14 protein-coding genes and 1 riboswitch are annotated in these 13,842 nt (G+C 76.0%); of the genes, 11 read left to right on the forward strand and 3 right to left on the reverse strand.

From position 1 onward, the window contains the following. Positions 1 to 147: 147 nt before the first annotated feature. The 3 genes from NRO40_RS28285 to NRO40_RS28295 all read left to right on the forward strand — a co-directional run bounded on the left by NRO40_RS28285 (position 148) and on the right by NRO40_RS28295 (position 2,507). The gene (locus NRO40_RS28285) at positions 148 to 513 is read left to right on the forward strand and encodes a hypothetical protein (RefSeq protein WP_058943744.1); all 366 of its coding nucleotides are present in this window, start codon (positions 148 to 150) and stop codon (positions 511 to 513) included. Continuing rightward, positions 510 to 1,376 carry a hypothetical protein gene (locus NRO40_RS28290; RefSeq protein ID WP_058943743.1) on the forward strand — a complete coding sequence of 289 codons (867 nt, stop codon included), beginning with the start codon at positions 510 to 512 and terminating at the stop codon, positions 1,374 to 1,376. The genes NRO40_RS28285 and NRO40_RS28290 overlap by 4 nt, the downstream gene beginning before the upstream one ends. 485 nt (positions 1,377 to 1,861) lie before the next feature. Next, positions 1,862 to 2,024: riboswitch (cyclic di-AMP (ydaO/yuaA leader) on the forward strand. Positions 2,025 to 2,027: 3 nt separating this feature from the next. Next, positions 2,028 to 2,507 (forward strand): C40 family peptidase, encoded by a 480-nt coding sequence (locus NRO40_RS28295; RefSeq protein ID WP_058943742.1) that lies wholly within the window; start codon positions 2,028 to 2,030, stop codon positions 2,505 to 2,507. A 76-nt stretch (positions 2,508 to 2,583) separates the two neighbouring features. On the opposite strand, the gene NRO40_RS28300 is transcribed toward NRO40_RS28295, so the two are convergent. Continuing rightward, positions 2,584 to 3,603: a lactonase family protein gene (locus NRO40_RS28300; RefSeq protein WP_058943775.1), complete on the reverse strand. Its 1,020-nt coding sequence runs from the start codon at positions 3,601 to 3,603 to the stop codon at positions 2,584 to 2,586. Positions 3,604 to 4,034: 431 nt separating this feature from the next. On the opposite strand from NRO40_RS28300, the gene NRO40_RS28305 reads away from it, so the two are divergent. Then, positions 4,035 to 4,862 carry an MBL fold metallo-hydrolase gene (locus NRO40_RS28305; protein ID WP_058943741.1) on the forward strand — a complete coding sequence of 276 codons (828 nt, stop codon included), beginning with the start codon at positions 4,035 to 4,037 and terminating at the stop codon, positions 4,860 to 4,862. Between the two features lie 48 nt (positions 4,863 to 4,910). On the opposite strand, the gene NRO40_RS28310 is transcribed toward NRO40_RS28305, so the two are convergent. Both NRO40_RS28310 and NRO40_RS28315 read right to left on the reverse strand, forming a co-directional pair. Next, positions 4,911 to 5,918 carry an isopenicillin N synthase family dioxygenase gene (locus tag NRO40_RS28310; RefSeq protein WP_257375542.1) on the reverse strand — a complete coding sequence of 336 codons (1,008 nt, stop codon included), beginning with the start codon at positions 5,916 to 5,918 and terminating at the stop codon, positions 4,911 to 4,913. A 690-nt stretch (positions 5,919 to 6,608) separates the two neighbouring features. Next, positions 6,609 to 6,902 carry a hypothetical protein gene (locus NRO40_RS28315; protein WP_058943740.1) on the reverse strand — a complete coding sequence of 98 codons (294 nt, stop codon included), beginning with the start codon at positions 6,900 to 6,902 and terminating at the stop codon, positions 6,609 to 6,611. A 190-nt stretch (positions 6,903 to 7,092) separates the two neighbouring features. Here NRO40_RS28315 and NRO40_RS28320 point away from each other — a divergent pair, with 190 nt between their 5' ends. From NRO40_RS28320 to NRO40_RS28350, 7 genes are all read left to right on the forward strand, one after another. Beyond that, entirely contained in the window at positions 7,093 to 7,461 is a 369-nt protein-coding gene (locus tag NRO40_RS28320) for a hypothetical protein (protein ID WP_058943739.1), read from the forward strand. A 124-nt stretch (positions 7,462 to 7,585) separates the two neighbouring features. Beyond that, positions 7,586 to 7,753, forward strand: coding sequence for a hypothetical protein (locus tag NRO40_RS28325; protein ID WP_157901889.1), 168 nt, complete (start codon positions 7,586 to 7,588; stop codon positions 7,751 to 7,753). Between the two features lie 23 nt (positions 7,754 to 7,776). Further along, positions 7,777 to 8,655 carry an SDR family oxidoreductase gene (locus NRO40_RS28330; protein WP_408057069.1) on the forward strand — a complete coding sequence of 293 codons (879 nt, stop codon included), beginning with the start codon at positions 7,777 to 7,779 and terminating at the stop codon, positions 8,653 to 8,655. A 146-nt stretch (positions 8,656 to 8,801) separates the two neighbouring features. Beyond that, the gene (locus NRO40_RS28335) at positions 8,802 to 10,085 is read left to right on the forward strand and encodes a polyprenyl synthetase family protein (protein WP_079047183.1); all 1,284 of its coding nucleotides are present in this window, start codon (positions 8,802 to 8,804) and stop codon (positions 10,083 to 10,085) included. Continuing rightward, positions 10,082 to 11,818 (forward strand): phytoene desaturase family protein, encoded by a 1,737-nt coding sequence (crtI, locus tag NRO40_RS28340; RefSeq protein ID WP_232791120.1) that lies wholly within the window; start codon positions 10,082 to 10,084, stop codon positions 11,816 to 11,818. Before NRO40_RS28335 ends, crtI begins: the two co-directional genes overlap by 4 nt. Beyond that, positions 11,805 to 12,803 (forward strand): phytoene/squalene synthase family protein, encoded by a 999-nt coding sequence (locus NRO40_RS28345; RefSeq protein ID WP_058942999.1) that lies wholly within the window; start codon positions 11,805 to 11,807, stop codon positions 12,801 to 12,803. Before crtI ends, NRO40_RS28345 begins: the two co-directional genes overlap by 14 nt. Next, complete coding sequence (locus NRO40_RS28350; protein WP_058942998.1) at positions 12,800 to 13,804, forward strand: DUF5914 domain-containing protein; 1,005 nt, start codon at positions 12,800 to 12,802, stop codon at positions 13,802 to 13,804. The genes NRO40_RS28345 and NRO40_RS28350 overlap by 4 nt, the downstream gene beginning before the upstream one ends. Positions 13,805 to 13,842: the final 38 nt, after the last annotated feature.

Consider the following 13,842-nt stretch of genomic DNA (forward strand, 5'->3'; position numbering starts at 1 on the left):
GGCACGCGCCCCTCGGGGGTGGGCGCCCGGCAGGGGCGCCGTACCGGGTGTACGGCCGATCGGGTGGGCGCGCCCGGGCCCCGGCCGCCGGGCGCGCGGGAGCGGGGGCCCGACGGGGCTACGCTCACCGGCGACTCGGGAGGTCACATGGTCGACAGGGTGATCGGGCGCGCGGCCCGTGCCGGTGTGCTGGTTCTGGTGTGTGTCGGGGGAGCGGCCGCCTGCGGTTCGTCCGCCGAGCCGGGGGACCCGCCGGCGTCGCCGTCGAGCAGCCTCCTGCCCGAGTCGCCGACCGCCACGCCGCCGGGTACGCCGTCGTCGCCGTACGCGAGCCGGACGGGCCACTACCAGGTGCCCCAGGTGCCGCAACCGCCCACTGACCGGGGCGCGACGACGACGGACCCCGGGGTCGCGCCCACCCAGACGATCGTCAGCCCCGATCCGAAGACCCCCGGGCCCAAGACCCCCGGTCCCGAGAGCCCCGGCGTCGAAGTCCCGCCCGACGCCCCGTGAGCGGGGCCCCGGCGGAGCAACCCCTCGCCAAGGGCCGGGCGGGCGGCGGCGACACGTCGGGCACCGCGCTCGTCAAGGCCCTCGTGGCGCAGGCGTCGCTCGTCGCGGCCCTCATGTTCTACCTCGGCGCGATCTACACGGGACGCTTCTACGGGTACTTCCACCTGGGGCCCGCGTCCCTCGACTTCGCCTTCTCCCACCTGGCGCTGCAGAGCCTGCACCTGCTCCGCCTGGAGGTCCTGACCGTCGGCGCGGTCCTGGTGGTGGTCCTGTTGTTCGCGCGGGCCGGAGCTCGCGAGCGGCCGCCGGTCAGGGCCGCCGCGACGGTCCTCGCGTGGCTGGCGCGCCTCCACCTGGTGTTCGCGGTCGCCGGTCTGGTGCTGCTGGTCCTGTGGCAGCGGATCCAGCCCTACGGCTGGGTCGCGCCGCTCACCCTCGCCGTGGGCCTCCTGCTGGGGCAGAGCCCGACCGTGCGGGGCGGACGCCCGGAGGGCCTGTGGGGCAGGGCCGTACCGGTCTTCGCCGCGCTGCTCCTGCTGTTCTGGACCCTCACGCTCGTGGCCGGGCACCTCGGTGAGCGGGACGCCCGGGACCGTGCGCGCACCGTGCGCCGGTGGCCCGCCGTCGTCGTCCTGAGCACCCAGCGGCTGGCCATCGCCTCACCGGCGGTCACCTACCAGCACCTCGGCGCCGACCTCCCGCACCGCCACCGCTACACGGGACTGCGCCTCCTCCTCGAACGCGCGGGCCGCTACTACGTCGTGCCCCTGGACTGGCAGCGCAGGACGGATCCGATCTACGTCCTGAAGGAGAGCGAGAACACCTGGATCGCTCTCATGCCCGGAGTACAGCCCTCACGCTGAACCCGATCGGAGGCGGGAGGGATCCGCTCCCGGGGCACGGAAGCGTACGGAGGCGCACGCGCCGGGCGTTCCGGTACGGGGCGTTCCGATGCGGGGCGTTCCGATGCGACCGGCCCCGGGCCGCGTCCCGTGCCGGGGAGCGACGGACCGGCTGGAATCGAACGAGGTCGGGGGCGCACGTGGGTGACCGGTATTCACCCGTGCATCGAGACCCAGATCGCAGGCTGCGGCGACGCCGCGCGGACGGCCGCAATCGGAAGGGGTGATTCCGCCGCGAATCTCCCTGTTCACAGGGGGTTTCAGGCCACCTCGCCCCGCCCGGAAACACCCGGAATGTCAGGAAGGTGTGCGCGGTGAGGAGTCTCACAAAAAGCCGAATCTGTTCGAACTTTCGGCTCGACATGGGTCAAGATCCGTGACGACGACAAGCCCTCGCCGCCGTGGCGGGGCGGTCCGGGCGGACGCCGAGTCCTGCCGCTGCCCGGATGACTGAGTCGACGGTATGTGAATCGGCAGGAGTGGAGGACCCAGCAGTACGGGACGTGTGCACCACGGCCGTCCCTTGGGGTGAAGCCGCGTCAGCGGCCGGGCAACTTCGCCAGCCCGAACCCGACAGGTCATCCTTCGCAGGCGGATGACGAAGGGTTGCGCATGACCGCGCAGATGAATGTCCCGTCCGTGCTGTCCCGGACCGGTACGGTCTCGGCTCTCACCATCGCCGCAGTCTGCGGCTCGCTCCTGGCCCCCGGTGTCGCCCCGCAAGCGGAGGCCGCGGCTCCCGCGCCCGCCGTCAAGGCGCTCAACGTGGCGGCCTCGAAGAAGGGCTCCCCGTACAAGTACGGCGCCGTCGGCCCGAAGCGGTTCGACTGCTCCGGGCTCACGCTCTACGCCTACAAGCAGGCCGGCAAGACGCTGCCGCGCACCGCGCAGCAGCAGTACAACAAGACCCGGCACATCTCGGCCGCCGGCCGCCAGAAGGGCGACCTGGTGTTCTTCCACTCCGGTGGGCGGGTCTACCACGTCGGCATCTACGCCGGCAGCAACAAGATCTGGCACTCCCCGAAGGCCGGTTCGGTGGTGAAGCAGGAGCGGATCTGGTCCAAGGCGGTCTACTACGGCCGCGTGCGCTGACGGACACCGTCGGCGCGGGGTGCCGGGACGGCGACGCGTCCCGGCACCCCTGCCGTGCCCGCCGCGCGGGGGCCGCTCAGTCGAGGACGACGCAGGCGGCGGCCGGCACCTCCAGGGCGCCCGCCAGGTGTGGCGTCCCGGTCTGCGGGTCCACGTCGAACCACGTCACGTCGCCGGACCACTCGTTGGCCACGTACAGCCGGCGGCCCGGGGCGTCGAGCACCACGTCGCGCGGCCAGACGCCGCCGCAGCCCACGCTCCCCGTGACGCGGGGCTTCTCCGCCCCGTCCTCCAGGGAGAGCGTGAGCAGCCTGTCGCTGCCGCGCACCGCCACCCACAGGAAGCGCCCGTCCGCCGCGACGCTGACGACCGACGGGTGCAGCCGGCCGCCCTCCGGAGCCGGGTCGGTGTCCACGGCGACTTCCGCGAGTGGCTCCAGCACTCCTGACGCACTGTCCCACCGGCACACCGTCAGCTGCGGTGTCAGCTCGTGCAGGACGTAGACGACCTCGCCGTCCGGGTGGAAGGCGAGGTGCCGCGGCCCCGAACCCGCCCGCAGCGCCGTCTCCCCGTGCACCCGCAGCCCGCCGGTGTCCGGGTCGGGCGCGCAGACCCGCACCGAGTCCGTGCCCAGGTCCACACCGAGCACCCACCGGCCGCCCGGGACCCCGACGACCTGATGGGCGTGCGGCGCCTCCTGCCGGCCCGGGTCCGGGCCGGAGCCGTGGTGCGCGAGGACCACGGGCGGCCCGTCGACGGCGCCGTCGGACGCGAGCGGCAGGCTGCTCACACTCCCGGAGGCGTAGTTCGCGGTCAGCAGTCTGCCGCCGGTGAGCCCCAGGTGGGTCGGCGCGGCGCCGCCCACCCCGACCGGCGGGCCGAGCGGGGTGAGCCGCGGCCCGTCGGCCCGGAAGGCGGTCACCGCGCCCGGGTCCGTCTCGCTCACCGCGTACAGCACCCCGGCCCGCCGGTCGAGGGCGAGCCACGCCGGGTTCGGCGCGGTGTCGACCACCGCGACCGGGGTCAGCGCCCCGTCCGCGGGGTCCACGGCCGCGACGGTGATGCCGCGGCCACCCCCCGAGGTGTACGAACCGATGTACGCCCACCGCCCGGAGCCCCGCCCACCACCCGGCCCCGCGCCTGGCGCGTCGTGCGCGCCCCCGCCCGGCGCGCCCCCCGCCCCGCCGCCCGTACCGCCGCCCGCGTGTGCCGCCGCTGCGTCGCTGCCCACGGTGTCCCCTTTCCTCGGTGTCCTCGGTGTCCTCGGTGTCCTCGGTGTCCTCGGCTGTCCCCCGCTGCCCTTGCTCACGCCGTCCCGGCCGTCCTCGTGGCCGTCCGGAGCCCATCGTCACCCGGACGACGCCGTCGCCGCGCGCCGGAACCCTCTTCCGGGCGGTACGGGGACGGCGCGGGAACGGCGACCCGCGCGGGGTGCGGAGGTGGCACGGCCGGGGCGATGATGGACGTACCGGAGGACCCGCGCGGCCGCGAACGCTCACCCCCCGGGGGGCACAACGGAGCGCCGCCATGACCACGCACAAGGTCGGCCGTGACATCACCGTCCTCGGGGACTCGCTCCCCGTCCCCGGGATGGGCTTCCTCACCGTCAACGCCTTCGTCCTGCACGCCCGCGAGCCCGTGGTCGTCGACACCGGGCTCGGCCTCCCGGACCGTGACTTCCTCACCCGGCTGGGCTCCGTGATGGATCCGGTCGACGTGCGCTGGATCTGGCTCACCCACCCCGACCGCGACCACACCGGCGGGCTCTTCGACCTGCTGGAAGCCGCCCCCGACGCGCGCGTCATCACCACGTACATCGGCGCGGGGATCATGTCCACCGAGCGGCCCCTGCCCACGAGCCGCGTCTTCCTGCTGAACCCGGGACAGTCCCTCGACGTCGGCGACCGCACCCTGTACGCCTTCCGGCCGCCGCTCTTCGACAACCCGGCGACCGTCGGCTTCTACGACGACCGCTCCCGCACCTGCTTCAGCTCCGACTGCTTCGGCGGCCCCATGCCGACCTCCGAACTGGCCGACAGCGGGGACGCCGGGGCGCTGGACCCGGACGAGTTGGAGGGGGCGCAGCTGCTGTGGGCGACCGTCGACAGCCCGTGGGTGCACATCGTGGACCGTGACGGGTTCCTGGCCGGCCTCCGGCCGCTGCGCGAGATGGACCCCGAGACCGTGCTGTCCGTGCACCTGCCGCCCGCCGTCGGCATCACCGGGCGGATGCTGGACACCCTTGGCAAGGCACCCGCGGCCGACCCGTTCGTCGGGCCCGACCAGGAGGCGCTGGAGCGGATGCTCGCCGGCTTCGAGCCGGCGCGCCCCCGGGGCGGCGCACCGGCGGCGTGAAGCGGACCGCCCGGCCCGGACGCGGGCGCGGGCGGTCGGGCGGCGCGGTCAGCCGGCCACGAGCTCCGGGTGGTGGCGACGGGCCACCTCCGGGTGGGCGCGCACCCACCCCTTCAGCTCGTTGCGGCCGTACTCGGCGTGCAGCGGGTTGGCGCCGTCCTGGGCGACGCCCGGCGCGTGCTCCAGGTAGGCGCCGGGAACCGTCTCGATCACCGCGTCCAGGCGGGGGTTGTAGAAGAACGGCACGGAGAACCGCTCCACCGCGCCGGGCGGGCTGACGACCCGGTGGTCCGTCGCCGAGAGGTACCCGTCGGTCGCTATCTCCAGCAGCTCGCCGAGGTTCACGACGAACGCGCCGGGCAGCGGCGGCACGTCCAGGTAGCCGTCGCCGGAGCGCACCTGGAGGCCGCCGACCTCGTCCTGGAGGAGCAGGGTCAGGAAGCCGTAGTCCTTGTGCGCGCCGACGCCCTGGTCCGCCCCGGACGGCGCCGACCCGGGGTACCGGATGAGCTTCGTGTGCAGGTGCGGCCGGTCCGCGAACGCCCCGTCGAAGAAGTCCGCCGGCGCGCCCAGGGCGGTGAGCAGCTCGCGCAGCAGCCGGTGGGCCACCCCGGCGAGCCGGTCCTGCCAGGCGAGGACGGCCGTGCGCAGCTCCGGCAGCGCCGACGGCCACTGGTTGGGGCCCTCCAGCCAGAGGTACGCCGGGTCGTCCGGGCCCACGGGGACGGGCGGGCGCTCGGCGCCGACGTCCAGCTGGTCGCGCCAGTCGGAACGGCCGCCGGTGAGCTCGTGCCCGACGCGGGTGTAACCGCGGAAGTGGGGCGAGTTCAGATTGCTCAGCGCCAGCCGGTCGGCCTCCGGGAGGGCGAAGAACGCCCTGGTCAGCTCCAGCAGGCGGGCCGTCTCTCCGGAGGTGACGCCGTGACCGGTGAGGTGGAGGAAACCGACGTCGCGGGCCGCGGCGAGCAGGTCGCGGTGGAACGCGTCCCGGGTCGCCGGGTCGTTCGCCGCGGACAGGTCGATGACGGGCAGCGAGCGGGTGGTGGCGGCAGTCATGGCCGGCATGGTGGCCTTCCGTTTCGAGTGTGACGAGGCCCCGCTTCCCGATGTTGGCGGGATCGCGGCGTACGGAAGGCGCCGGCGTGGGTGTGCCGGAGAGCGTGCGTCCGCTGCAGGACCGGTAGAGAGGTGGAGAGGGGGGAAGTCAGTCCTGGCGCAGACAGCTCATGGTCGTGACGCGCACGTAGTCCACGTGGCGGCGCATCACGAGAAGAGTCACCCGCACAGCGTAGCGCGGGGTGTTCGGGACGATGGGGAGACGTCCGCCACATCGGGGGGCGGTTCCGGCCCCCGATCCGCCGTGTGCCGCAGCGCCGGGCCCCGCCCGGGGGAGGGCCGGGACGGCCGGAAGACGGCGGAGAGGCGGTACGGGACGGCATCCGGCGCACCGGATGGCGCCGCGCGCAGCCGTATGGCGCCGCGCCGCACCGGATGGCACGCCGCTCACCGGACGGCACCGTCACCCCGGGCGCCCCGCGCGCACGGCGCCGCGACGTGTGTCCCGCTCGCGGTACGCCGCCGCCCGCCCCGCCCGGCGCGCGGCGGGCCGCCGGGTGGAGCGCCGCGGGGGCGGCGGCCGGGGCGGGGCGGGCGGCGAGACGCCCCGCGACGGGGTGTCGCGGGGCGTCTCGCCGTCCCGCCCGGAGCGGTGGCTGAGGGGGCGGGGTGCGAACCGGGGGGCCGGGCTCAGCCGATCCCGGGCACCAGGCCCAGGGCCGGCGCCACCGGGGCGACGACCTGGCGGAGCTGACCGAGCTCCTGGATGCCGCCGAGGCCGCCGAACTGCTCCGTGATCCGCGGCACCTGCGAGCGGTACTGGGGATCGATGCCGCTGACCGCGAGGTCGTCGACCTGGCTGAGCAGGGAGGGGCCCTGCGGGCCGGGGGCGGGCACGAGGGCCGCGTGTGCGGCCGGCGCGGCCAGGGCGGAGGCCCCGGCGGCGAAGGCGAGGGCGGCGAGAACACGCTGGGTCTTGGTCATACCGGGATCAACGCCCCACCTCCGCCCAGGACACGGCCGGCCGGGCCGCCGGTGGGCCGGCGCAACGGCGGAACGCAGATGCTTCACCATTGCACTATGTGTTACAGCCTCGTTACGCATCGTTAACGCGGGTGCATTTCGGGCTCCTAGCCTGGGGCCGTCACCATCACCGACCGAGAGGACCCCTCCCATGAACGCCCAGACCCGGCGCACGGCACGGACCGCCCGGGCGGCTCGCGCGGCACGGACCGCGGTCGGCGCGGGACTCGGCGCCCTGCTGGCCGCGGCGACCGTCCTGGCCCCGCCCGCCGCCACGGCGGCCACTCCGGCGGCCGCCGAGCGTGCCGCCTCCGAGCCCGTCGCGCCGTGCGTGACCCACTGGCAGAGCTGGCGCTACACGCAGGTCACCAACGACTGCGCCACGAGCCTGGACGTCAGGGTCGTCTACGAGGACGGCGCCGAGGGCCTCTGCCACCCCACACAGCCCGGGACCACCACCACGATCGGCGAGGGCTACACCGGCCGGCACGGCCACGTCGCGTACGTCGCCGCCTGCTGAACGGCCCCCGCGTCACGGCGCCCCGGCCCGTCACCCGATGGGCCCCCGGCCCCGAGCCGGGGCGCGGCGGTGCGCCTAGCGTCGACACGACGGCCACCCACGGCCGTGTCGGAGGAGGCGCCCCATGGACCACCGCACCGCCGCGGCCCGCACCATCGCGAGCCACAGCGCCGCGGCCCGCACCCCCACCGGCCGAACCGCCACCGGCGAAACCGCCAACGGCCGCGCCGGCACCGGGCGCACCGCCGCGCGGCGCGGCTCGGCCGACCGGGCCCGGCGGGGCCCGGCGTGAGGGGCGGCGCCGGGGCCGTGCCGGTGAGTCCGCTGTACGGCCGGACCGCCGTCGTCACCGGAGCGGCGCGCGGCCTCGGCGCCGCCATCGCCCGCCTCCTGTCCGAACGCGGTGCCCGGGTGGCGCTCCTGGGACGGGAGGAGGAGACCCTCGCCCGGGTACGGGCCCGGCTGCCGGGCGAGGCGTCCTGCTGGGAGGTCGACGTCACCGACGACGCCCGAATGGCGCGGGTCGCCGCGGAGGTCGCCGAGCGGTTCGGTCCCCCGTCGGTCGTCGTCGCGAACGCGGGCATCGCCGAGGGCGGCCCCTTCGCCGAGTCCGACCCGGCCGTCTGGCGGCGCGTCATCGAGGTGAACCTGGTCGGCAGCGCCGCCACCGCACGCGTCCACCTCCCCGCCCTGTACGAGACCCGCGGCTACTTCCTCCAGGTCGCCTCCCTCGCGTCCATCGGCGCCGCGCCCATGATGAGCGCCTACTGCGCCTCCAAGGCCGGCGTCGAGTCGTTCGCCCACGCGCTGCGGGCCGAGGTGGCGCACCGCCGCGTCGGCGTCGGCATCGCCTACATCAACTGGACCGACACCGACATGGTCCGTGACGTCGACGCGCACGCCGTCCTGCGCGAGCTGCGCGGCCACATGCCCCGCCCGGCCCGCAAGGTGTACCCCGTCGCCCATGTCGCCGGCCGGCTGGTCACCGCGATCGAACGCCGCCGCGCCGCCGTCTACGTGCCGTCCTGGCTGCGGGCCACCCAGCTCGTCCGCGCCGCCATGCCGCCCGTGGTCACGGCGCTGTCCCGCAGGGAACTGCCCCGCCTCGCCGCCCGGCAGCCCTTCGAGCCGACGGGCCTGCTCGGACCGGGCGGCCGGGCCGACAGCGAGCACCCCCGCCCCACCGGCGACTGACCGGCCGGGGGAACCCGCCTGTCGGCCATCCCGGTGAGCCGTACCCCGGCACCGGACCGTACCGGGCAGGGATGAGCGCATCCGTTCCCGTGCCGCACACGGAAGGACGGGGTGTGCAGGCGACGTCAGAGCGAAGGGGGTTGCGCATGCTCGGCATCCGGACGACCGCGCCCGGAGGCGACGGCCGGCCCGGCAGCGGCGGTGCGCGCGACGCGCCCCGCACGGCGCGCGACGCCACCGCAGCCGTCGAGGTGGTCCTCGCGGAGCACCTCCGCGGGCGGCTGCGCGAGGCGCGCGAGGTGGACCCCGTCTACGCCCGGGACGTCGCGGGCCGTGTCGCCGCGTTCGTGCAGCGGGGCGGGAAGCGGCTGCGGACGGCGTTCCTGTGGTGTGGTTGGCGCGCCGCCGGGGGTACCGGCGACCCGGAGGCCGTCCTGAGGACCGGCGCCGCCCTCGAACTGCTCCAGGCCTGCGCGCTCGTCCACGACGACGTGATGGACGGGTCGCCGATGCGCCGCGGCGCCCCGTCCGTCCAGGCCGAGTACGCCCGGCTGCACGACACGGGCCGCATGCGGGGCACCCCGGGGGCCTTCTCGACCGCGGCCGCCGTACTCGCCGGTGACCTGGCCCTGGCCTGGGCGGACGACCTGCTGGCCGAGACCGCGCTCGCCACCCCCCGCCCGCGGCGGCTGCACGCCGAGTGGCGGGCCATGCGCGGCGAGATGGTCGCGGGGCAGTACCGCGACATCCACGCCCAGGCGACCGGCGCGTCCGGTGTGGGGGAGGCGGTCGTCATCGCCGTGCTCAAGAGCGCCCTGTACACCGTCGAACGCCCCCTCGCCCTCGGTGGCACGCTGGCCGGCGCGGACGACACCGTCCTGGACGCGCTCCGCTCCGCCGGGCGGTGCGCCGGCCTCGCCTTCCAGCTCCGCGACGACCTCCTCGGCGCCTTCGGGGAGCCCGCGGTGACCGGCAAGCCCGCCGGCGAGGACCTGCGCGGCCGCAAGCTCACCTACCTCCTCGCCGTGACCGCCTCGCTCGCCGCGGCCTCCGGGGACGAGGAGGCGGTCGCCGCTCTGCGGCCCCCGGCCGGCGACGTCACGGACGAGGAGGTCGCCCGGATACGCGCCGCCATGGAGCGCACCGGGGCCCGCGCCGCCGTGGAGGGGCGCATCGGCGAGCTCGCGGCGCTGAGCCTGCGCCACTTCGCCGCCTCCGGGGCCGACGCCGGCGCGCGCGACGACTTCGCCGCGTCGGTGGAGGCGGCGGTCGGCCCCGTACCGGCCGGGGACGACGCACGCGATGACGCACGCACCGACCCACCGGGCGACCGAGGCACAAACCCACCGGGCGGCCGACGCACCGACCCACCGGGCGACCGACGGAACGACGCACCGAACGGCGCGACACCCACGGAGGGGACCGCATGAGGACCGTGCCCGGACCGACCGACCACGTCGTCGTGGTGGGCGCGGGGCTGTCCGGCCTCGCCGCCGCCCTGCACCTGCTCGGCGCGGGCCGGCGGGTGACCGTCGTCGAGCGGGACGCCGGACCGGGTGGCCGCGCGGGCCGGCAGGAGCTCGGCGGCTACCGCGTCGACACCGGACCCACCGTGCTGACCATGCCCGATCTGGCCGACGAGGCGTTCGCCGCCGTCGGCGACAGCCTGTACCGGCGCGTCGAGCTGCTGCCTCTGCACCCCGCCTACCGGGCGCGCTTCGCCGACGGTTCCGCGCTGGACGTCCACACCGGTGCCGACGCCATGGAGGCGGAGGTGCGGCGCTTCGCGGGGCCCGCCGAGGCCGACGGCTACCGCAGGCTCAGGACCTGGCTGGAGCGCCTGTACCGGGTGCAGATGCGCCGCTTCATCGACGCGAACTTCGACTCGCCCTTCCAGCTGCTCCACCCCGACCTGGCCCGGCTGGCGGCGCTGGGCGGTTTCGGGCGGCTGGCCCCGCGCATCGGCTCCTTCCTCTCCGACGAGCGCCTGCGCCGGGTCTTCTCCTTCCAGGCCCTCTACGCGGGCGTGGCCCCCGCCCGCGCCCTCGCCGCGTACGCCGTCATCGCCTACATGGACACCGTCGCCGGCGTGTACTTCCCCCGCGGCGGCATGCACGCCCTGCCGCGGGCGATGGCCGACGCCGCCGCCGACGCGGGCGCCCGCTTCCACTGGTCGGCCGAGGTGACCCGGCTGGAACGCTCGGCGGGGCGCGCGAGGGCCGTCCACCTGTCGACCGGGGAACGCATCGCCTGCGACGCCGTGGTCCTCACCCCCGACCTGCCCGTCGCCCACCGCCTCCTCGGGCGGGCGCCCCGGCGGCCGGTACGGCTGCGGCACTCGCCCTCCGCGGTGATCCTCCACGCGGGCACCGACCGCACCTGGCCCGATCTGGCGCACCACACCCTCTCCTTCGGCGCCGCCTGGGAGGGCACCTTCGACGAGCTGACGCGCCGCGGCACGCTCATGAGCGACCCGTCGCTGCTGATCACCCGGCCCACGACGCACGACCCGTCCCTCGCCCCCGAAGGGCGCCACCTGCACTACGTCCTCGCCCCCTGCCCCAACACCACCACGGGCCCCGCCGCCGCGTCCTGGCACGACCTGGGGCCGCGTTACCGCGACAGCCTCGTGGCCGAGCTGGAGAAGCGGGGGCTGGACGGGTTCGCCGCGTCCGTCGAACGGGAACTGCTGGTCACGCCGCTGGACTGGACCGCGCAGGGCCATGCGGCGGGCACGCCGTTCTCCGTGTCCCACACCTTCGCGCAGACCGGCCCGTTCCGGCCGCGCAACCTCGTGCGCGACTGGGACAACGTCGTCCTCGCGGGGTGCGGCACCACCCCGGGCGTGGGCGTCCCCACCGTGCTCGTCAGCGGCAAGCTCGCCGCCGCACGTGTCACCGGAGAACCCGCCCGCACCCGGGCCGGAGCACGCACCGGAGCACGCACCGGAGCCGGAACCGGAGCACGCGCCGGCGCCGGAGTCACCGCCGTGGGCCGTACCCGCACCGGCACGAGGAGCGGTACGAGCACAGGAACAGGAACAGGAACAGGAACAGGGACCGGGGTCGCCGCGCCCGGCTCGCGGCGTCCCCCCGCCCCCGCCGCACCCCGCGCGCGCACCGACGCCCCCTCCCCGAAAGGCAGCGCCGATGACCCGTCGTGAACTGGACGCCGCCGGGATCACCGACCCCGCTCTGCGCGCGGCGTACGCACGGTGCCGGCGACTCAACGCCCACCACGGCAGGACCTACTTCCTCGCCACCCGGCTGCTCCCCCTCGAACGCCGCTCCGCCGTCCACGCGCTGTACGGCTTCGCTCGGTGGGCCGACGACATCGTCGACGACCTCGACCGCGGACGCACCCCGCACGAACGCGACCGGCTGCTGCGCGACCTGGAGGACGACCTCGCGCACGGGCTGCGCGGCGGGGCCGGGGACGAGCCGGTGGTCCGCGCCGTGGCGGACACCGCCGACCGGTACGGCATCGACCACCGGCTGTTCGCCGACTTCATGGCGTCCATGCGCAGCGACCTCAGCGTCACGGACTACCCCACCTACGCCGACCTGCGGTCGTACATGCACGGGTCGGCGGCGGTGATCGGGCTGCAGATGCTGCCCGTGCTCGGCACCGTCGTCCCCCGCGAGGAGGCGGCGCCGCACGCCGCGGCCCTCGGCGTGGCGTTCCAGCTCACCAACTTCCTCCGCGACGTGGGGGAGGACCTGGACCGCGACCGCGTCTACCTGCCGGCGGACCTGCTCGCCGCCCACGGCGTCGACCGGCCGCTGCTGGAGTGGAGCCGCCGCACCGGGCGCCGCGACCGCCGCATCCGCGCCGCGCTCACCGCCGCCGAGGCGCTGACCCGGTCCGTGTACCGCGAGGCGGAGCCCGGCATCGCCATGCTCGACCCGCGGGTGCGCCCCTGCATCCGCGCGGCCCGCACGCTGTACGGCGGCATCCTCGACGCCATCGCCGAGGACGGCTACGCGGTGCTGCACCGCCGTTCGGTGGTGCCGCGCCGGCGCCGGGCGGCCGCCGCGGCCACCGGACTGGCGCACATCGTCGGCGCCCGGGTACGCGCCCGGGTGGCGCCGCGCCCCGCGGCACCGGCGTACGGAGGACGGACGGAACGGGAGCGGTGCGGCCGATGAGCGAAGGCAGGGACGGGACGCGCTGGACGTCACCGCTGCGGATCCGCCGGGGACCGGGCTGGGAGGAGCAGCGGCCCACGTGGCGGGAGGCGAAGCCCGCGCTCATCGCCGACGCGCTGAAACGCGCCTCGGCGCGGCCCTCGGGCAACTGGTTCGTCGTCGGCGCCTCACGGGACGTCAACCCCGGCCGCCCCTACGGCAGGACCGTCGCCGGTGTCGAGGTCGTCCTGTGGCGGTCCCGCTCCGGGGAGCTGCGGGCCGGGCCGGGCGCCTGCCCGCACCTCGGCGCCCCGCTGCGGGACAGCCGCGTCGTGTGCGGGACGCTCGTGTGCCACTGGCACGGACTCGCCCTGGACGGTGGGCCGTCCGGCGGGTGGGAGCCGTACCCGGTCCACGACGACGGGGTGCTGGTGTGGGTCCGGCTGGACCGGGCGGGCGGCGAGGAGCCGCTGGAGCGTCCCGTCGTCCCGGTGCGTCCGGCGCCCGGCGTCGGCGTGGACGCGGTGTTCACCGCCGTCGGACGGTGCGAGCCGGAGGACGTGGTCGCCAACCGGCTCGACCCGTGGCACGGCTCCTGGTTCCACCCGTACTCGTTCGTCGACCTGCGCGTGGTGGACACCCCGCGGGGCGAGGGGGAGGACGCCTTCGCCGTCGACGTGTCGTTCCGCGTCGCCGGCCGGCTGGTCGTGCCGGTGCGGGCGGAGTTCACCGCGCCCGAACCCCGCACCGTCGTCATGCACATCACCGAGGGCGAGGGCGCGACGTCCGTGGTGGAGACACACGCCACGCCGCTCACCCCCGAGGGGTCGGCGGTTCCGCGGACCGCCGTCGTCGAGGCGGTCGTCGCCGCCTCCGACCGCCGCGGTTTCGCGCTGGCCCGCGCCACCGCCCCGCTGCTGCGGCCCCTGGTGCGCCGGGCCGCCGGCCGCCTGTGGCGCGACGACCTGGCCTACGCGGAACGCCGCTGGACCCTCCGCAGCACGGGCCGCTTCCCGGGATGAGCACGAGCCCGCCGGGTGGCGGGCGGCTCCGGGGGAGG

This window comes from Streptomyces changanensis, assembly GCF_024600715.1.
Classification (GTDB): Bacteria; Actinomycetota; Actinomycetes; order Streptomycetales; family Streptomycetaceae; genus Streptomyces; species Streptomyces changanensis.